This window comes from Neobacillus sp. FW104-15D2 (assembly GCF_058790155.1).
Window position 1 is genome coordinate 114,338 of record NZ_JBYTCJ010000004.1, and the last position, 18,035, is coordinate 132,372.

Consider the following 18,035-nt stretch of genomic DNA (forward strand, 5'->3'; position numbering starts at 1 on the left):
ATTTTCCACAAAAGGAGGGACATTATGACAGCACGTCTGGAAATGAAGAATATGACAAAGAAATACGGTGATTTTTTTGCCAATGAAGATGTTTCCCTGACAGTAAATAGGGGAGAGGTACATGCCATTGTTGGGGAAAACGGTGCGGGCAAGACAACATTAATGCGCATGCTTTATGGCATGGAAAAGCCTACTTCCGGTGAAATGCTGCTGGAAGGAAAGCCACTGGATTTGAATGGTCCAAATGACGCTATTAAACATGGAATCGGAATGGTCCATCAGCATTTTATGTTGTTCCCTGACTTTACTGCCGCGGAAAATATTGTAATTGGGCGTGAACCTGGCAAACTGGGATTTTTTAAAAGGAAAGAAGCTGAAGATTCTGTCGGTTCTCTTTCGGAACAATATAAAATCAGTGTTCGGCCTTCTGTTAAAGCGGCAAAATGCTCTGTCGGCGAACAACAGCGGATTGAAATCTTAAAGGTCCTTTATCAGGGAGCGGAGATTATTATTCTTGATGAACCGACTGCCGTTCTTACTCCTTTGGAGGTTACAGAGCTTTTAAAAACTGTCAGATACCTCGCTGACCAGGGGAAAAGCGTTATTTTAATTACCCATAAGCTGAGAGAGGTAATGGAGGCTGCTGATCACATAACCGTCCTGCGAAATGGAAAGATGACCGGAACCTTTGCCAAAAAAGAGACCAACATCGATCAACTGGCACAGCGAATGGTGGGAAGGGAGCTTCGTGAGCTTACCTCCCGGGTTAAACTGAACGGAGCACCGCTTCTTGAAGTGAAAGATGTAACGGTAAAAGAAAAAGAGGAAAAGCCGTTACTAAATGATGTTTCTTTTACTGTTAATCATGGTGAAATTGTTGGCATAGCTGGAGTATCGGGAAATGGCCAGTCTGAATTACTGCAGGTTATTTCAGGCCTTCGCAGAACAGAACAAGGTTCGGTTTTACTGGGTGGAAAAGAAGTTACTAACCAATCGGTAAAAGCCATCCGGGATAAAGGATTATCCCATATACCGGAGGACCGTTACTTGTGGGGAGCCGCTAAAGACGCTACGGTTGATGAAGTAGCATTAATGGGCTTTTACAATCAGCCGGAATATAAAAAGCTATCATTTTTGAAAAAGAAATCTTTTGGCCGTTTGCTGAAGAACTGGATTGAGCAATTTGACATTAGAATTCCTTCCGGGCAGCCGAAAGCAGGAAACCTTTCTGGAGGAAATTTGCAAAAGCTGATTGCTGCCAGGGAAATTGGCCACGGTGCTCCTTTCCTCATTGCGGCTGAGCCAACCCGTGGGGTAGACATCGGTGCGATGGAAATTATCCATGAAAAGCTTATTGCGAAGCGTAACAATGGAGATGGTATTTTACTGGTTTCTTCAGAGCTTTCAGAGATTTTATCGCTCTCTGACCGAATTCTCGTGATGTATGAAGGTGAAATAGCAGGAGAGATGGAGCGGAAAGACGCAACAGAAGAACGGTTAAGTTTATTAATGGCAGGAGGTAAACAGCATGACTCTACAATTAAAGCTTCGGCAACTGTTTAGTTCATTAGCACAGCCTTTGCTGGCGGTTATCATTGGCTTAATAACAGGGGCCATTGCCATTAGTCTTGTTGGGGAATCGATTCTGACTGCCTATAAGGAAATGTGGAACGGTGCTTTTGGCAACTTTTATTTTATAACCTCCACACTTGCAAGATCTACTCCTATTATGTTGGTTGGTCTTGGTGTTGCTCTGGCTTTCAGGGCAGGGGTTTTTAATCTAGGAGCCGAAGGACAGATGGTGCTGGGGGCTTTGTCTGCTGCATTGGCTGCACTATATGTGCCTGGTCCTGGCTTTGTTAAAATCATTGCTGCTCTGGCAGCCGGGATAATCGCTGGGGGAATATGGTCCTTCTTTGCGGGATGGCTGGAGGCTAAATTTAAGGTACAGCTTTTGATTTCTACCCTTCTCTTAAACTATATCGCTACTTTATTCGCCAGCTATATGGTTTCAGGACCTTTTCAGGATAAAACAGGCTCTGCTGCTTTGGCCCAGACACCCATGTTAGAGCAGGCTGCCTGGCTGCCGAAGCTTTTTACGGGTATGACCCTTCATGCTGGCTTTATTATAGCGATAGCAGCAGCTATTATTTTCTATGTTATTTTTAAATCAACTGCTATCGGCTATGAATTGAAAATGACAGGGATGAATCCTTTCTTTGCTGAATATGGCGGCGTAAACAAAATGAAGGTTCTGCTTTTTAGCATGTTTTGGAGCGGTGGTTTAGCTGGTCTTGCAGGAACAGTGGAGGTCCTCGGAAGCCAGTACCGTTTTGTTGATGGTGCTTTAACTGCGCCAGGCCTTGCATGGACAGGCATTATGGCAACTCTTCTTGCTAACTCCAATCCATTAGGAGTTGTTGTTTCTTCTATCCTTCTGGCTGCCCTTCAGACTGGCGGAATGGGGATGGAGAGAAATACAGAAGTTCCCCTTGAAATATCAAATGTGATTCAGGCTGTTCTTATCTTATTTATTTCAGCTAGATTTACATATAGCTGGTGGAAACGTAAACGGAAGGGGAGGGATACACATGGAGTGGTTTGACCTGTCCCTATTAAATTCAACTTTGAGAATGGTTACACCGATCCTTCTGGCTGCCCTTGGCGGAGCTATTTGCACAAAAGTTGGGATCTTTAATGTCGGCTTGGAGGGGCTTGTCCTAGTTGGCGCCTTTTCTGCGATTGTAGGAAATCATCTGACCGGAAGTGTGTTCCTTGCCGTTCTCTTTGCAGCAGCTGTTACGGCAGCCGTTTCATTAATCTTCGGTTATACAGCGATTCATTTGAAAGCAAATCAAATTGTTGCGGGTATTGCGATTAACTTTTTGGCTCTTGGTGGTACCACCTTTGCACTCCGTACGATTTTTAATGTAAAGGGCGCTTATTATGATAAAAATATGGCCGGACTGCCTAAATTGCACCTCCCTGTTATAGAAAATATTCCGGTGTTTGGAAAAATTTTATCGGGGCAGTCATTGCTCGTCTATGTTGCATTTTTAATTGCAATTTTGCTTTACTTCTTTTTTTATCGTACTGTAGCGGGCTTCCGGTTTTTAGCGGCTGGAATGAATGAAACAGCCAGCAGAAGCCTTGGATTAAAGGTTACAACGATTCAATATTCCGCGGTTATTCTTTGTGGTATTTTATGCGGTCTTGCAGGTGCGCAGCTTTCACTTGGACAGGTGACCATGTTTTCGGAAGGCATGACAGCAGGTCGCGGGTTTATTGCCCTCGTTGCCATGATGCTCGGACAGTCACATCCGATTGGAGTCATGGCGGCAAGCTTACTGTTTGGCCTGATGGATGCTCTTAGTATCCGGCTTCAAGGCTTCTCGATGCCTACTCAGTTTACAGCCATGCTCCCATACGTTATTACCTTGCTGGCTATGTTTTTCCTCCGTGATAAGGGAATGGGAAGCCAAAATAAACAGCAGAGCTCACGCTAAAAAATCATCATTTAGGAGTGTTTTCATGGATAAAGCAGAGCGAATTCGAAAAACAAAGGTTCCAGCGGTTGACCCTGCACTTGCTAAACGCCTTCCGCCAGGACAAGTATTGACTGAGCGTTTCCCTATCTTACACGAGGGGGAAGTGCCTGAATATGACTTGGAAAATTGGGATTTAAAGATTTTTGGAGCGGTTAAAACACCTGTAACCGTAACCTATCAAGAAATTTTGGACATGCCCCAGTCATCTGTTACCTGTGATATTCATTGCGTAACCAGATGGTCAAGATTTGATAATCAGTTTACTGGGGTTAAATTCAGTGATTTTTTAAAGGTACTCGGTGTCGAGCCAAAAGGAAAATATGTGATCCTGCATGCTGACCCTGATTATACGGCTAATCTCGCCTTAACGGATCTGGACCGGGATGATGTGCTTCTAGCCCATTCCTTTGAAGGAAAGCCGCTCACGGATAAACATGGCTGGCCGCTTCGCCTCGTTGTTCCGCATCTTTATTTTTGGAAAAGTGTAAAGTGGGTTCGCGGCATTGAATTTTTGGACGAAAACAGCCCAGGCTTCTGGGAGCAAAATGGTTTTCATATTAATGGAGATCCATTTAAGGAAGAGCGTTTTTCTGGTGAAGATCTTCCCATTCCTGAAGATGAATGGGAGAGAAAAGAATATGACTGATAGTTTGCCTAATTTAAAAATTAACCCAGGGGATTTGCCGAAACGGATGATTGTATGCGGTGATCCACACCGCGCAGGTGAAATAGCTTCAAAATTGAGTGCGCCTGTAAAGCTAGCGGAGAATCGCGAGTATCACAGCTTTAAAGGGGAATGGAACGGGACAGAAATCGGCGTTGTCAGCCATGGGGTTGGTGCGCCAGGTGCCGCAGTCTGTTTTGAAGAATTAGCTAAAGGCGGAGTGGAAGCGATTATCCGAGTCGGAACGGCCGGTTCCTATGATAAGGAGGTACCACCTGGAAGTCTCGTTATTAGTACAGCGGCTGCAAGAACAGACGGGCTGACCAGCCAGCTTGTGCCTTCCGGTTTTCCTGCAATTGCTGACCGCTTGATTGTGGAAGCTTTAGTTGAGTCCGGCAAAGAGACTGACCTTTCAGTTACTGAAGGACTTACATTAACTCTTGATGCCTTTTATTCAGGTGTATTGGAATTTCCTCATCATTTATATAAAAAGGCCGGGGTAAAGGCTGTTGAGATGGAGAATTCTGCCCTGTTTGTCATAGCTTCGTTACGGGGAGTCAAAGCTGGAGCTATTTTGGCGATCGATGGCTTTGCCGATTCTGATTTACTCGAAAACTATAATCCTCATACTGACCTTGTCCAAAAGGCAATTAAAGAGGAAGCGATCATTGCTTTAAATGCTCTTGCTTCCTTAAAGTAAGCCTGCAGAAGTTCTGCAGGTTTTTCTTTTTTTTTTTGTTTATGAAGGATTAAGTATACCAATAATTGAAGTTATTGATTGAATCTAAATGGAGAGGTGTTTCTTAATGATTACCAATATTTATCCATATCTCGTTATGAACGGAAATGGACAGGAAGCAGTTAAGTTTTATGAAAATGCACTAGGTGCTGAGGTTGTTAGCCTCCAAACCTTTGGTGACATGCCAGGCAATGCTGACAAGCCTGAAAACGTTAAAAATCTAGTATTAAATGCTCAATTACAAGTTGGCGGTTTCAATCTTATGCTATCCGATACCTTCCCTGGCAATCCGTATCAAGTCGGAGACCAAGTATCAATTGCGGTTCTGTTTGATAATCCGGAAACCACAAAGGAAGTTTATGAAAAGTTAAAAGAAGGCGGCAAGGTGATCATGGAGCTGCAGCAAACCTTTTGGAGCCCTTCCTATGGTCAGCTTACTGACAAATTTGGCGTCACTTGGCAGCTTTCAACAGACACAGCTAAATAAGAATTGTTCAAACACCATTTTTTAAAAGTGGTGTTTTTCTTTAACTTTAAAATTGACCGCGGACCGGGCAACCATGAGAGAACGGGACTCCTTTTTCAATACTTATGGTCGTTCATAGCCATGTTTGCACCACTTATATTCTATATGGGATGGGTCTTTAGCCTATATCCAAACGATAATCCCGCAAAATCACTACAGAATTCCGCCATCCACAACGATAATCCCGCCAATCTCAACGATGTTTCCGCCAATCTCAACGATGTTTCCGCCAATCTCAACGATGTTTCCGCCAACTTCAACGATGTTTCCGCCAATCTCAACGATGTTTCCGCCAATCTCAACGATAATTCCGGCAATCTCAACGATGATTCCGCCAACTTCAACGATGTTTCCGCCAATTTCAACGATGTATCCGCGAAACCACTATGTGATTCCGCCAAACGCGCTGCTAACATCAACGTAATCCAGAACTTAAGCTTTGTTACCAATCTGCACAGTTTCTCCTTAAATTTGTAGTATATTTAACATTCAGAAAGAGGCATACCATAGTACAATTTTAATATTGTAAGAGATTTAAGGAGTTGGTCCTGCCATGTATGAGATTTTCAATCAAATCAGCAATTTCCTGAGCCAGCCTTTTTTATCGATGGGCCGCAGTACTGAAGGTATTCCTTTATTATCAGCCTTTATTCTTGGGATTGTCGGGGCGCTTGCACCATGCCAATTCACAGGAAATCTTGGTGCGATAACGATTTATGTAAATAAATCAGTTCAAACAAAGCTTGCGTGGCTTGAGGTTGTTTATTTTGTCCTTGGAAAAATAGTAGTCTTTAGCGGAATCGGGCTCCTTGTCTGGCTTATAGGCAGCGAGGTAAAGGATCAGCTTATATTTTTGTTCCCATGGATGAGGAAAATCGTAGGGCCATTATTGATTATTATCGGGCTTTTCATGGTTGGCATTATAAAATTTCATAAGACCATTACACTTGGGCATATATCCGAGCGGTTTACAAAGAAAGGCAATCTCGGGGCGTTTTTAATGGGTGTCAGCTTTACGCTTGGATTTTGTCCAACTATGTTTGTTCTGTTTTTCCTTACTTTAATGCCGATAACTTTATCTGTTTCCTATGGAGCGGCTCTTCCTGCTGTTTTCGCCATCGGTACCTCGCTGCCTGTAATTATTGCAGTCTTTTTAATCGGATATTTTGAACTAAGCGGAAAATTAATGAAAAAGAAAGGCCGGAAGCTGGGGGTGGTCATCCAGCGAATTGCAGGAGTGTTTATCCTGATCTTAGGGATACTCGACACCATTACTTATTGGAGTTTATAGAAAATAAAGGCGCCAAAGAGGGCGCCTTTAAACGGTTTTAGAAATCTTTTTTAACACACTGGCATTTTCTCCAAATTTACACATCGTATCACAGTCACACCTTAGACTACTGTTCGTTTTCATAGATATCTGGTATTCGTAACTTTGGTTTCCAGAAGAAGGCATGTGCCGCTCCCACAAAAACCTGTTTTTGTTCGGAAAAGGAGGTAACCGCCAGTTCTAGGCTTGAGCCTTTAAAGTCATTACCATATTCCCCATTTTCTATATCTGCAACCACCTGCATCAGACTCTGTCGAATAGTCCTAAAAGCTTTTAATCTTTCCTCACTATTTAAAAACCCAGTATAGTAAACAGATTCGGTATCTTTTTTATATGATTCTATTAATCTGTCCGACATTAAGCTCCACTCTGCTATTTGATATAATGGAAAAATTTTGGCAGAAAGGTATGCTCTTTTTGTGCAGTTTAATTGAAAAAATCCAGGGTAACGTTTTAATGTAGCCAAATTTAAAAGGAGGACGATGATAAATGCTAAATCCAATGTATGAATCATGTATCCAGGCTTGTTTGGATTGTGCGGAAGCGTGCAATATTTGTTTTGATGCATGCCTGAAAGAAGACAATGTGAAGATGATGGCAGATTGTATTCGAATGGACAGGCAATGTTCTGATATTTGTGCATTTGCCGCCCAGGCTATGCAGACTAACAGCCCATTCGCCAGTCAGATTTGCTCCCTTTGTGCTGAAATTTGCGAAGCGTGCGGAAATGAATGTAAAAACCATGATCATGACCATTGCCAAAAGTGTGCGGAAGCTTGTTTCCGCTGTGCGGAGGAATGCCGCAGAATGGCTTAATAGGCAAAGAAAAATGCGGTTCCCAAAAGGGGTGCCGCATTTATTTTTTTCTTTTTAAATAAATCACCAGGAGAAAAAGAGAGAAGAGTCCAAGTATTACCTTTCCCTCCCAGGACCAATCCATCACCTGTTTCACGGAGTATCCCTCAATTAGCATAGATGGGATTTTTCCGACCGAACTTGCCAGTGCAAAGGTTAAAAAGCTCACTTTGCTTAGGGCAGCAGCAATATTCACTGCACCGGAAGGAACAAACGGAAACGTCCTCAACATAACAATTAAAAGAAATGCCTCCCTGCCCCTGGTGTCCGTTAATTTTTTCAGAAATGAATTTTGGAGGAGTCTCTGGGCTCCTAGTGATTTTATTCCCCACCTGTATAGAAGAAAGCTAACCATTGCCCCAATAATTTCCCCGAGAAAAGAAATCAGCAGCCCTTTAGAAAATCCAAAAAAGGCCATATTAGCTGCTGTAAGAAAAACACTCGGAATAAATGCCAAAATACTAATGACTGTATTAAATAAAATACTGATTAAAAAAGCCCATGAACTGCTGGCTTCAAACCAAGTAAGCAATTGATCTTCCATATTAACCTCAATTCCATTTATTAATACTATTTTAACCTGTCAACTCCATTTTTCCCTACTCAATAAATCCGCTTTGATAAAGTACAAAATTTGTACAAAAAAAACCCACAGTTTCTGCACACTTTTCCTATAAATTCTTAAGTAGTAAAACAAAAAAACACAATTGCCAATATCAAAATGAGGTGAAGAAGTTGAAGTGGAGGATGTTAATCGTATTTGTACTGGTAATCGGCCTTTCAGGTCCAAGATTTGCTTGGGCACATGGAAATGATCATAAAGCGCCGGACACAAGCCATCTTGGTAAGCATGAAATGAATGGTACGGCAATGGATGATAAGGATATGGACGGCATGGATATGAGCGATGGGAACAGCATGGACGGTATGGACATGGGTGACATGGATATGAGCGGCAAGGATGAAACGGCTCATAAACACCAAAGCACAAAATCGGAGCAAACCCATAAGGATAGCGGCGGCGATATGGAAGGTATGGATATGGGTGGAGGCGGCCATGAACACGGACATGGAACGGTGGTTGAAACTCCTCCGAACGGAATTGTTCTTGGTACCTTTGGCCTGATTAACCTTGTTTTCGTCATCGTTGGGATTTGGAATAAGTTTTTAAAAAGAAAGGGTGTTAAAGATGGGGCTTCCAAATAAGACGAACATAGATAAGAAGAGACCTTTTGATTTGTTATTCATCCCACTTGTAAAAAAGTTTATTAAAAGCCGCTGGTATCCCGGTATCTTCCAATGGGCAGCTTTTGTAGTATTCTCCGTTATTGTCTATGAATTGGTTGCCGGTACGGTAGATCCTACCCGGAATGTCGGAACCTCATTAACCTGGGTTCTATGGTGGCCGCTTGTTCCAATCTTCTTCCTTTTCATAGGACGTTTCTGGTGTGCGATCTGTCCGTTTGGTAAATTGAGTGATATCATCCGCAAGACAGTTGGCAGTGAAAGGCCAATGCCTAAATTTTTACGTAAATACGGTTTGTGGCTAATTGACCTTTTCTTTATTGCGATTACCTGGAGTGACCATATCTGGGGGATTGTTGAATCTCCAAGAGGATCAGGATATTTGCTTTTAGTTCTCGTTACAATGGTGATTATAACATCTGTTTTCTTTGAAAGAAGAACGTTTTGTAAAACCCTCTGCTTCCTTGGAGGTCTATCCGGTAACTACTCCCGTTCAGGAGCCCTGGAGCTTCGTGGAACACCTGATGTGTGTAAAACCTGTAAAACTCAGTCTTGTTTTAAGGGCGGAGAAAATGCAGAAGGCTGCCCAATGTTCCAATTTGTCCGTACTATGGATTCTAGTGCTGATTGCAATCTTTGTGGAAATTGCGTAAAAAACTGTCCTAATAATTCTATTACAATTACCCCGCGAATTCCGACATCAGAACTGTGGGGAACTAAGAATCCAAAAATCGAGCACGCTTTCCTTGCAGCAGTTATTATGGGTATCGTATTTGTACAGAACATTACAATGGTCTCCATTTGGCAGGACATTTTAAAAGCGATTGGCTCTGTCACAAGAACAGACAACTATACTATCAATTTCACAATCGCATATGTAATTTCCATGCTGCTTCCTATCGGTTTGCTTCTGGGTACAGCGAAGCTTGCAACCATGTCCGGAGGTTCTGCTGAAAAAGTAAAGAAAAACTTCATTCGCTTTGGATATGCGATTATTCCGTTGGATTTAGCTGGGCACCTTGCACATAACCTTTTCCATATCCTCACCGAAGGAAAAGCCATCTGGTATAACACTGCTGCCTTCTTTGGAATGAATGCAACAAGGGGAGATCTAGCTTTTGCTTCTAATTCAACCGTTCAAATGCTTCAGTACATCATTATCGTAATTGGTATGGTTGGCTCTGGCTACACAGTATACAGAATTGGCAACAAAGGCTCCTTTAAAAAATTGATGCCTTATTATCTTCTAATGGTCATTTTGGCTGTAGCGAATATCTACTTATTCTCTTTACCAATGATGCACAGAGTTTAATATAAAAATGAAGGGAACGTGCCGGCGGGTGCGTTCTTTTTTAATTTTAAAGAAACTATAGATTTTAATCTCATACCCAACACTATCTCAGGAGTTATGATGAGCAAAGATAGCGGCCAGACCTGGGAAAGTATTGGACTTGATTTAGGGCAGGACGCGGCATCAGCTATTTCAGTAAATCAAAAGGATGAAAAGCAAATTGCGGTTTCGACCTTCAGTACTTCCGTGTACGAAACGAAGGATGGCGGGCAAAAATGGGATCAGTTTATTAAGCAGGGTAATTTAGAATAAGTTTAGAGGGGGGTCTCCTAAGAGAGACTCTTTTTTTGATTTCGGAAGTTTTTAGTAAAGTAAAAGTTTCGGAAGTCGCTTACAATAGAATGGCATCAAGATAATAAGGAGGCATACAAGATGCATGCTCAGGTAAGCGCTCTCGGAGCAATTTTTGCTCTCATCATTGCGATTATTCTTATATTGAAAAAAGTACCCCCAGCCTACGGTATGATTGCCGGAGCTCTAGTTGGCGGTTTAATCGGTGGTGTGGACATTACCCATACAGTTAACCTGATGATGGAGGGGGCAAAAGGTATTATTCCTGCAGTATTAAGGATTCTTGCTGCTGGTGTTCTAGCTGGAGTACTGATTGATTCAGGGGCAGCAGCGGTAATTGCTGAAACCATTGTTAAAAAACTGGGCGAAACTAGAGCCTTGCTGGCCCTTGCTATCGCTGCTTTAATTTTAACAGCAGTGGGAGTATTCATTGACGTGGCGGTAATCACCGTTTCACCAATTGCGCTGGCTATTGCCAAAAGAGCGGGAATCTCAAAGACTGCTATTTTGCTGGCAATGATCGGTGGAGGTAAGGCTGGTAACATCATGTCACCAAACCCAAATGCAATTGCGGCATCAGACGCTTTTAAAATTCCATTGACATCGGTTATGGCAGCTGGGATCATTCCTGCGATTTTCGGACTTTTACTAACATACTTTGTGGCTAAAAAGCTTGTAAACATAGGCAGCCGTGTTGAAATGCGGGAAGGGGAGGATACCGTAACTCGCAAATTGCCAAAGTTCCTGCCGGCAATGGCGGCTCCGTTAGTAACTATTATTCTTTTAGCACTTCGCCCATTATTTGATATCGCAATTGACCCAATGATTGCTTTGCCGATCGGCGGTATTGTGGGAGCTATTGTTATGGGACGGACTAAGCAAATGAACAGTTATGCTGTTTCGGGACTTGGAAAAATGGCTGGAGTAGCCATTATGCTTCTTGGGACAGGTACTTTGGCTGGTATCATTGCAAACTCAAACTTAAAGGATACTATTATAGATGGCTTAGATGTACTTGGACTGCCAGGTTATGTTCTTGCACCTGTATCCGGTATCCTCATGTCGGCTGCAACTGCTTCAACAACAGCAGGTACAGCCGTGGCTAGCCAGGTATTTGGCGGTACCATACTGCAGATGGGCATTTCAGCGCTTGCTGGTGCTGCGATGGTCCATGCCGGCGCAACGGTTCTTGACCACCTTCCACACGGAAGCTTCTTCCATGCAACAGGAGGAAGCGTCAACATGGACATGAAAGAACGATTAAAAATGATTCCTTACGAAACACTCATTGGGTTTGTAATGGCTGTTATTTCCACCCTGATTTTTGGAGTATTAAAGTTTTTTGGATAATGGTAATGGGCCCTGGCAGAAGCCTTCCTTTTTGTGGTATCTTTTTATGCCAGATGGGTACTTTTTTAAAATAGGTCGGTAAAGGGTTAAACTATGTTGGTAAATCAATTAAAAAGTTTGGTAAATGGTTATAATCAAAAGGTCCTAGATAAGCAGGCCCAGAAAATCTCTTTTAAAATAAAAATATATTGAAAATTAGGTATATTTTGGTTACAATTTTCTTACATATATCGGGAAAAACCGACAGGATAAGAGGGGAAAAATATGACCTTGATGAGCTATATGGTCCGAACGCTTTTAGTAGTTGTACCTGCTGTTTTGTTGATTGGCCTTGGAGTCTCCTACGGAAATGGACTTGAGGGAGCTGCGTTTTGGTATACCATTTTTAGTACATTGGTGCTGGGTGCATTGGTAGGTGTGCTGTCATCCGTAATGAACTACAAAAGGTTTGTGGCGCCAATAAGTACCATTAGTTCTTTTATCAAGAGCCTCGAGCAGGGTGACCTGACTCAATCTCTGGCAGGTAAAAAGGTTGGCGAGCTTAAGCCTGTCGCGGAAAGCCTTAGGAATGCAACTTCGGCATGGACGAATGTTTTAAAGGAAATCCAAGATGCATCCAACGAGATGACCCTTCACTCACTGCAGTTATCAGAGGGTGCACAGCAAACTACTAAAGCAACTGAGTATATTTCCAATACGGTTGAAGAAGTGGCCGCAGGTACAGAAAACCAGGTAAACGGCGTTTACAAAACATCTGATGTTATTTCAGAAATGTCCGTCATGCTCAAACAGGCTGCGGCAAGTGCCGAGCAGGTAACCGTCAGTATTGGAAGCTCTCTTGAAAAAGCAAATTCTGGTTCGGCCTCCATTCAGACTGCCGGTCAGCAAATGAGTTCTATCTATCAAAATGTTAACCAATTATCCGATGTCGTTAAGGGTCTTGGACAGCGTTCCCTGGAGATCGGAAAAATTATTGAAGTGATTACTGGAATTGCTGCTCAGACAAACCTCCTTGCTTTGAATGCCGCAATTGAAGCTGCCAGAGCGGGAGAACAAGGCAAAGGTTTTGCGGTAGTTGCCAATGAAGTTCGTACACTCGCCGAGCAATCTGCAAAAGCAACCCTGCAAATTAGCGAGCTTGTAACTCAAATTCAAAATGAAACGGAAGCTGTTGTACGAAATATGGGTGCCGTCCAGCATGAAGTAGCTGAAGGCAGGGGCGTTATGAGTGAAGCTGGTGAATCCTTTGCGGAGATTCAGGAATCAGTGAACGGAGTGAATGAACAAATCAGCCAGGTTTCAGCAGCACTTCAGCAGATTTCACAGGGCACAGCCCAAGTAGTGGAATCTATCAGCGGCATTTCCCAGGTTGCAGCAGATTCTAGTAACGCAACACAAAGTGTGCTTGCGGCCACAGAGGAGCAGGTTGCTTCCATGCAGGAAATATCCTCATCTGCCGCCTCGATGGCTGAACGAGCTGAAAGTATGCAAAAGTTAATTAGTACATTCAAACTCTAGACTTAAAAAAATTCCAAACTTGGGTGAAGACGGCAAAGCCGTCACGACCCGACTTTTGCTTCAAAATAAAAAGAAAGTTCCAGGTGCTGTCCGGCTGCCTGGAACTTTCTTTTTGTTGGGCTTTGTTTATTGAAATCAATTTTTCTGTCCTGTTGAATCTCTGACAATTAACTTTGTTGGAAGCAGGATTTCATGAATTGGTTCATCTTTGTTATCGATTCGCCAGCAGAGCTGTTCGACTGCTTTTTTTCCATAATATTTTAGATCAATATCCATAGTGGTGATCTTTGGCGTAGCAATCTGCGATAGCTGTCCATTGTCAAAGCTGCAGACAGAGGCGTCTTCAGGAACCTTAAAGCCTTTTTGCTGAAGAATTGATGTGACGTTGAAGCCATGGCCGTCGTTTACGCAGAACCAAGCGGTCGGCCTGGTTTTTAGATTATCGATATACTGACTAGTTTCTTCCTGGCTTTCATGTGCGACTGTAAAAGTTAATTCTGGTTTTGGTTCTATTCCATATCTCTTTAATGCAAGCAGATACCCCTCGTATCGTTCCTCATAGCTTGGAGAGAACTCCACATCACCGACAAATGCAATGTCGCGATGTCCCAAGGTAATTAAATGCTCAACAGCAGTATAAGCACCGAAGCGGTTATTCGTTAGAATTGAATCAGCCTGTAAATAAGGTGAATGGTGGTCAATCAGGACGGTAGGTATTCCGGTATCTATTATTTTGGCAATATAATCAGTACTGATATGAGAAAGAATTAAAATGCCGTCGATTTCGTGATTCGTTAACAGTGCAGGCAGAATTAATTTCTCTTTTGCCTCGCTGCTAATGGATTCAATGAATAAATTCATTCCACGTTCACGAAGTTCTTTTTCTATACTCAAATAAATTTCCCCGAAAAAGCTTTTTAGAGAAAAGGCAAAATCAGAAGCGATTAAGGCAATATTTTTTATAGCCATTTTAGTCGCTGGTTTCTGCATGCGGCCGGCCGAATATTGATAGCCTAATTCGTCGGCTGCCTGCTGAACGAGCCGTCTGGTTTCCTCGCTAACCCCTGGTTTCCCTGATAATGCCTGGGAAACAGAATTTTTTGATATATTAAGTCGATTGGCTATATCCTGCATCGATACTTTCTTTTCCATCTTATTTCTCCCTTTATAGATAATCCAGAAATGTGAAATCATTTGTAACGTTGTATTGTAATTATATTGTAACGTTACAAAGACACCATTACAATAGATAATGTTTACAAAATATTAAACTATATTGTTATATTTATCTTTATATTTCTTTTGAAAACGGTTGACATTACAAAAATAAGGTGTAATAATGTATTTGTAATCAAGAGTAATACATTACAAATTGGTGTTTGTAATGTTGAGTGCTTTTGAAATAAGGGATAGAACGAGCTTGCTTTTCTATCATATCACTACATAATTATTTTTTTGATAGAAAATGATAGCGTTGTCAATTTTATTTCTATTTCGTAGATTCATAGCCTTTTATCACATTAATTCATCGGCTTCAGAATGGGAAAGATATTCATACTCGGAGGGATTTAGGATGAAAATGAAAAAAGTGGCATCTGCCTTATTTGCAGCTTCACTAACAGTTTCCGGCCTCGCAGCCTGCTCAACAGGAAATCCGGATACAAAAACATCAAGCAGTTCCAAAAACGGTGTAACAACGATTGAGTTCTGGGCAGCACCAAACCCGACTCAACAGGTTTATTGGAAGGAAATCGCTGATGAGTTTACGAAAGAAAATCCGAAGATCAAAGTAAATGTTAGTCCGATGAAGGAAAGCCCTACATCAGAGGCGAGCATTCAATCAGCCATTGCCGGTAAAAGTGCTCCAACCATGTCTGAAAATATTAATCGTGGATTTGCTGCACAATTAGCAGAAAGTAAAGCTCTTGTTCCGCTAGATACATTGAACGGTTGGGATACGGTAAAGAAAGAACGCAATATGGAAGATACGATGAAGGGCTGGAAGTTTGCTGACGGTCATCAATATGTATTGCCAATCTATTCAAACGCTATGCTGTTTGGCTGGAGACTCGATATTTTGAAAGAGCTTGGCTACAACGAGCCGCCAAAAACCTATAGCGAAATGCTGGATGTAGCAAAGAAACTAAAAGCGAAATATCCTGACAAATATGTCTGGGCTAAAGCCGACCTTGCTGATCCAACAGCGTGGAAGAGATGGTTCGATTTCTTCATGCTTTATGATGCAGCATCAAACGGCAACAAGTTTGTAGAAGGAACTAAATTCACTGGTGATGCGAAAGCAGGTGAGAAAGCGCTAGCTTTTGTTGACGATCTTCGCAAGGAAAAGGCTCTATTAACAAGACAGGCAAAGGATCCATTTGAAAGCGGCCTTGGAATCTTCTCTGATATCGGCCCTTGGACAATCGGATACTGGAAAGATAAATTCCCTAACATGAAACTGAACGAAACATATACATTGGCGTTACCGCCTGTTCCAGATGGCATGGACACAAAGGATGTTCATACATTTGCTGATACAAAAGGTTTGGTCGTGTACGCTTCCGCAACAAAAGAACAGCAAAAAGCAGCTATGAAGTTCATCAACTGGGTGTACTCAAGTCCTGATAATGATTTGAAATGGCTTGAAAAAACTAACCTGCCGCCTGCACGTGATGATTTGACAAGCAATGATTCCTTTAAGGCGTTCTTTGAGAAAAATCCGGCCTTGCAGCCTTATGCAGCAGCCGTACCAAACGCAATTCCTCCAATGGACAATTCGAAATATAATGATCTTCAAACTCTAATCGGCCAACAGGCATTCAATCCAGTGGTTAAGGGTGAAAAGGATCCGAAAGCTGCTTGGAAGGACATGCAACAGGCAATTGAGGGGGCTCTCAAGTAATGAGAACCAGGGACGGAAGGTTGGGCTGGCTTTTTGCCAGTCCTTATCTTATATACGCACTCGTTTTTTTCCTGATTCCGCTCGTTTGGTCACTATTTCTGTCGGTAACAGACTGGAATCTGATCTCCCCAACGTTTAACTTCGTTGGTATCAAAAATTATATGGCTGCTTTACACAGCCCGGGGGTACAGGCAGCGTTTTTCGTTACTTTTAAATTTATGGTTGTATTTGTACCATTGGTTATTGCTTCTTCTATTATTGTAGCCCTCATTATTCATGGGCTGCCAAAATTTAAAGGGCTATTTTTAATCGGATTCTTCCTTCCATATTTGGCGTCCGGCGTTGTTGCCTCGCTGATTGTGAAAGGCCTCTTGTCTTACAACAGCCCGGTCAATGAATTTTTACGGAAATCCCTCGGCCTCGATATTGACTGGCTTGGGTCACCGTTTGCAGCATTGTTTGTGGTGGCTATGATTATTGCATGGAAATTCACCGGCTACTATGCTCTTATTTTAACATCAGGTTTTGAAAGCATTAGTACCGAAGTATATGAAGCAGCCATGATAGATGGTGTAACACCATGGCAGCGTTTTTGGAAAATAACACTTCCTCTCCTTTATCCGGCGTTGTTTACCGTGCTGATTTTATCAATCGGTGTAACATTCGGTATCTTTACCGAGGTATACCAATTGACAGGTGGGGGACCTAACTTTGCGACAAATACATGGCAGATGGAAATCTTCGCCCGTGCCTTTACAAACCTTCAGGCAGGCTATGCTTCAGCCATTGCGATAATTGCTTCAATTGTGACGTTTATATCAATCTTTATCATTCGAAAATTGCTGGAAATGTGGGGGAAACGAAATGGGTGGACCTAAGAAAAAAGGATTATTATTTCGCTACCTGCTGGCCATTGTTCTCTTGCTGATTATGATTTTTCCCTATATTTATATGGTGCTAAGCTCCTTTGCCGATTGGGACCAGGTGGATAAAAAGCTCATTCCTACCCACTTTAGCCTGAAATCCTATCAATGGCTGCTGGGCGGGGGAGAAGCGGTTATCCCAAGGCCGTGGCTCCATGCCTTTTTTAACAGCTTTGTGGTTTCTGCAGCTTCAACATTGCTGATGATGGTGACGGGCGTAATGGTTGCCTATGCACTGGCAAAAATTAATTTTAAAGGAAGAGATACGGTTAACAATGTGATTTTATTCCAGATGTTTTTCCCGGCGATCATTCTGTTAATTCCAACCTTCCTTGTCATTCAAAGGCTCGGAATGTACGACTCTTACTGGGGAATGATCTTGCCGAAAGCACTGAGCCTGTGGGCGATCTTCATGTATACCAACTTCTTTAAGGGAATTCCGGATACATTTATTGAAGCAGCTAAGCTTGATGGTGCAACAGATATGCAAATCATGTTCAAAATCGTTCTGCCAATGTCTAAATCGATTACAACCGTAATCTTCCTGTTCCTGTTTATGGAAAGATGGACGGAGTTATTATGGGACATGATCGTAATAAAGAGCGATGGCATGCTGACGCTGAACGTATTGCTCAGCCAAATGTTCGGACCGTATGGAGGTTATCCTGGACCGATGTATGCGGCATCTGTGTTACTGACACTTCCAATCATCATTATCTTCCTGCTCTTCTCTAAGAAGTTCCAGGAAGGCATGCAGTTTACGCTTAAATAACTCGAAGCTAGGAGTCCTAAT

At 42.4% G+C, this 18,035-nt stretch carries 20 protein-coding genes; 17 read left to right on the top strand and 3 right to left on the bottom strand.

Features of this window, described 5'->3' with window-relative positions:
- Positions 1-24 precede the first annotated feature (24 nt).
- From AC3WR0_RS05090 to AC3WR0_RS05125, 8 genes are all read left to right on the top strand, one after another.
- Positions 25-1,563 carry an ABC transporter ATP-binding protein gene (locus AC3WR0_RS05090; RefSeq protein WP_492551284.1) on the top strand — a complete coding sequence of 513 codons (1,539 nt, stop codon included), beginning with the start codon at positions 25-27 and terminating at the stop codon, positions 1,561-1,563.
- Entirely contained in the window at positions 1,529-2,605 is a 1,077-nt protein-coding gene (locus tag AC3WR0_RS05095) for an ABC transporter permease (RefSeq protein WP_492551285.1), read from the top strand. Before AC3WR0_RS05090 ends, AC3WR0_RS05095 begins: the two co-directional genes overlap by 35 nt.
- Positions 2,592-3,506: an ABC transporter permease gene (locus tag AC3WR0_RS05100; protein ID WP_492551286.1), complete on the top strand. Its 915-nt coding sequence runs from the start codon at positions 2,592-2,594 to the stop codon at positions 3,504-3,506. Before AC3WR0_RS05095 ends, AC3WR0_RS05100 begins: the two co-directional genes overlap by 14 nt.
- Positions 3,507-3,531: 25 nt before the next feature.
- The gene (locus AC3WR0_RS05105) at positions 3,532-4,194 is read left to right on the top strand and encodes a sulfite oxidase-like oxidoreductase (protein ID WP_492551287.1); all 663 of its coding nucleotides are present in this window, start codon (positions 3,532-3,534) and stop codon (positions 4,192-4,194) included.
- Complete coding sequence (locus tag AC3WR0_RS05110; RefSeq protein WP_492551288.1) at positions 4,187-4,912, top strand: nucleoside phosphorylase; 726 nt, start codon at positions 4,187-4,189, stop codon at positions 4,910-4,912. Before AC3WR0_RS05105 ends, AC3WR0_RS05110 begins: the two co-directional genes overlap by 8 nt.
- A 106-nt stretch (positions 4,913-5,018) precedes the next feature.
- The gene (locus tag AC3WR0_RS05115; RefSeq protein WP_492551289.1) at positions 5,019-5,438 is read left to right on the top strand and encodes a VOC family protein; all 420 of its coding nucleotides are present in this window, start codon (positions 5,019-5,021) and stop codon (positions 5,436-5,438) included.
- A 120-nt stretch (positions 5,439-5,558) separates the two neighbouring features.
- Positions 5,559-5,954, top strand: coding sequence for a hypothetical protein (locus tag AC3WR0_RS05120; protein ID WP_492551290.1), 396 nt, complete (start codon positions 5,559-5,561; stop codon positions 5,952-5,954).
- Between the two features lie 76 nt (positions 5,955-6,030).
- On the top strand, positions 6,031-6,768 hold the full coding sequence (locus tag AC3WR0_RS05125; protein ID WP_492551291.1) for an urease accessory protein UreH domain-containing protein: 738 nt from the start codon (positions 6,031-6,033) through the stop codon (positions 6,766-6,768).
- A gap of 106 nt (positions 6,769-6,874) precedes the next feature.
- Here the strand turns inward: AC3WR0_RS05125 and AC3WR0_RS05130 are convergent, their stop codons facing one another.
- Positions 6,875-7,165, bottom strand: coding sequence for a hypothetical protein (locus tag AC3WR0_RS05130; RefSeq protein ID WP_492551292.1), 291 nt, complete (start codon positions 7,163-7,165; stop codon positions 6,875-6,877).
- A 131-nt stretch (positions 7,166-7,296) separates the two neighbouring features.
- On the opposite strand from AC3WR0_RS05130, the gene AC3WR0_RS05135 reads away from it, so the two are divergent.
- Positions 7,297-7,623 (top strand): four-helix bundle copper-binding protein, encoded by a 327-nt coding sequence (locus AC3WR0_RS05135; RefSeq protein ID WP_492551293.1) that lies wholly within the window; start codon positions 7,297-7,299, stop codon positions 7,621-7,623.
- 40 nt (positions 7,624-7,663) lie between these two features.
- Here AC3WR0_RS05135 and AC3WR0_RS05140 read toward each other — a convergent pair whose 3' ends face one another.
- Positions 7,664-8,206, bottom strand: coding sequence for a TVP38/TMEM64 family protein (locus tag AC3WR0_RS05140; protein ID WP_492551294.1), 543 nt, complete (start codon positions 8,204-8,206; stop codon positions 7,664-7,666).
- A 203-nt stretch (positions 8,207-8,409) separates the two neighbouring features.
- On the opposite strand from AC3WR0_RS05140, the gene AC3WR0_RS05145 reads away from it, so the two are divergent.
- From AC3WR0_RS05145 to AC3WR0_RS05165, 5 genes are all read left to right on the top strand, one after another.
- Positions 8,410-8,868 (top strand): hypothetical protein, encoded by a 459-nt coding sequence (locus AC3WR0_RS05145; protein ID WP_492551295.1) that lies wholly within the window; start codon positions 8,410-8,412, stop codon positions 8,866-8,868.
- The gene (locus AC3WR0_RS05150; protein WP_492551296.1) at positions 8,852-10,219 is read left to right on the top strand and encodes a 4Fe-4S binding protein; all 1,368 of its coding nucleotides are present in this window, start codon (positions 8,852-8,854) and stop codon (positions 10,217-10,219) included. Before AC3WR0_RS05145 ends, AC3WR0_RS05150 begins: the two co-directional genes overlap by 17 nt.
- A 99-nt stretch (positions 10,220-10,318) precedes the next feature.
- Entirely contained in the window at positions 10,319-10,510 is a 192-nt protein-coding gene (locus tag AC3WR0_RS05155; RefSeq protein WP_492551297.1) for a hypothetical protein, read from the top strand.
- Between the two features lie 120 nt (positions 10,511-10,630).
- Positions 10,631-11,899: a GntP family permease gene (locus AC3WR0_RS05160; RefSeq protein WP_492551298.1), complete on the top strand. Its 1,269-nt coding sequence runs from the start codon at positions 10,631-10,633 to the stop codon at positions 11,897-11,899.
- 264 nt (positions 11,900-12,163) lie between these two features.
- Entirely contained in the window at positions 12,164-13,417 is a 1,254-nt protein-coding gene (locus AC3WR0_RS05165; protein WP_492551299.1) for a methyl-accepting chemotaxis protein, read from the top strand.
- Positions 13,418-13,552: 135 nt separating this feature from the next.
- Here AC3WR0_RS05165 and AC3WR0_RS05170 read toward each other — a convergent pair whose 3' ends face one another.
- A complete protein-coding gene (locus tag AC3WR0_RS05170; RefSeq protein WP_492551300.1) occupies positions 13,553-14,569 on the bottom strand; it encodes a LacI family DNA-binding transcriptional regulator in 1,017 nt (338 codons plus the stop codon).
- A gap of 427 nt (positions 14,570-14,996) precedes the next feature.
- On the opposite strand from AC3WR0_RS05170, the gene AC3WR0_RS05175 reads away from it, so the two are divergent.
- Genes AC3WR0_RS05175 through AC3WR0_RS05185 form a run of 3 tightly spaced genes read left to right on the top strand, consistent with a single transcriptional unit; the run spans position 14,997 to position 18,014 of the window.
- Positions 14,997-16,319, top strand: coding sequence for an extracellular solute-binding protein (locus AC3WR0_RS05175; RefSeq protein ID WP_492551377.1), 1,323 nt, complete (start codon positions 14,997-14,999; stop codon positions 16,317-16,319).
- Entirely contained in the window at positions 16,319-17,197 is an 879-nt protein-coding gene (locus AC3WR0_RS05180; protein ID WP_492551301.1) for a carbohydrate ABC transporter permease, read from the top strand. Before AC3WR0_RS05175 ends, AC3WR0_RS05180 begins: the two co-directional genes overlap by 1 nt.
- The gene (locus AC3WR0_RS05185; protein WP_492551302.1) at positions 17,184-18,014 is read left to right on the top strand and encodes a carbohydrate ABC transporter permease; all 831 of its coding nucleotides are present in this window, start codon (positions 17,184-17,186) and stop codon (positions 18,012-18,014) included. The genes AC3WR0_RS05180 and AC3WR0_RS05185 overlap by 14 nt, the downstream gene beginning before the upstream one ends.
- Positions 18,015-18,035: the final 21 nt, after the last annotated feature.

Coding starts and splice junctions, on each gene's coding strand:
- AC3WR0_RS05090 (WP_492551284.1), top strand. CDS start 25: ATGACAGCACGTCTGGAAATGAAGAATATGACAAAGAAATACGGTGAT.
- AC3WR0_RS05095 (WP_492551285.1), top strand. CDS start 1,529: ATGACTCTACAATTAAAGCTTCGGCAACTGTTTAGTTCATTAGCACAG.
- AC3WR0_RS05100 (WP_492551286.1), top strand. CDS start 2,592: ATGGAGTGGTTTGACCTGTCCCTATTAAATTCAACTTTGAGAATGGTT.
- AC3WR0_RS05105 (WP_492551287.1), top strand. CDS start 3,532: ATGGATAAAGCAGAGCGAATTCGAAAAACAAAGGTTCCAGCGGTTGAC.
- AC3WR0_RS05110 (WP_492551288.1), top strand. CDS start 4,187: ATGACTGATAGTTTGCCTAATTTAAAAATTAACCCAGGGGATTTGCCG.
- AC3WR0_RS05115 (WP_492551289.1), top strand. CDS start 5,019: ATGATTACCAATATTTATCCATATCTCGTTATGAACGGAAATGGACAG.
- AC3WR0_RS05120 (WP_492551290.1), top strand. CDS start 5,559: ATGTTTGCACCACTTATATTCTATATGGGATGGGTCTTTAGCCTATAT.
- AC3WR0_RS05125 (WP_492551291.1), top strand. CDS start 6,031: ATGTATGAGATTTTCAATCAAATCAGCAATTTCCTGAGCCAGCCTTTT.
- AC3WR0_RS05130 (WP_492551292.1), bottom strand. CDS start 7,165: ATGTCGGACAGATTAATAGAATCATATAAAAAAGATACCGAATCTGTT.
- AC3WR0_RS05135 (WP_492551293.1), top strand. CDS start 7,297: ATGCTAAATCCAATGTATGAATCATGTATCCAGGCTTGTTTGGATTGT.
- AC3WR0_RS05140 (WP_492551294.1), bottom strand. CDS start 8,206: ATGGAAGATCAATTGCTTACTTGGTTTGAAGCCAGCAGTTCATGGGCT.
- AC3WR0_RS05145 (WP_492551295.1), top strand. CDS start 8,410: ATGTTAATCGTATTTGTACTGGTAATCGGCCTTTCAGGTCCAAGATTT.
- AC3WR0_RS05150 (WP_492551296.1), top strand. CDS start 8,852: ATGGGGCTTCCAAATAAGACGAACATAGATAAGAAGAGACCTTTTGAT.
- AC3WR0_RS05155 (WP_492551297.1), top strand. CDS start 10,319: ATGAGCAAAGATAGCGGCCAGACCTGGGAAAGTATTGGACTTGATTTA.
- AC3WR0_RS05160 (WP_492551298.1), top strand. CDS start 10,631: ATGCATGCTCAGGTAAGCGCTCTCGGAGCAATTTTTGCTCTCATCATT.
- AC3WR0_RS05165 (WP_492551299.1), top strand. CDS start 12,164: ATGACCTTGATGAGCTATATGGTCCGAACGCTTTTAGTAGTTGTACCT.
- AC3WR0_RS05170 (WP_492551300.1), bottom strand. CDS start 14,569: ATGGAAAAGAAAGTATCGATGCAGGATATAGCCAATCGACTTAATATA.
- AC3WR0_RS05175 (WP_492551377.1), top strand. CDS start 14,997: ATGAAAAAAGTGGCATCTGCCTTATTTGCAGCTTCACTAACAGTTTCC.
- AC3WR0_RS05180 (WP_492551301.1), top strand. CDS start 16,319: ATGAGAACCAGGGACGGAAGGTTGGGCTGGCTTTTTGCCAGTCCTTAT.
- AC3WR0_RS05185 (WP_492551302.1), top strand. CDS start 17,184: ATGGGTGGACCTAAGAAAAAAGGATTATTATTTCGCTACCTGCTGGCC.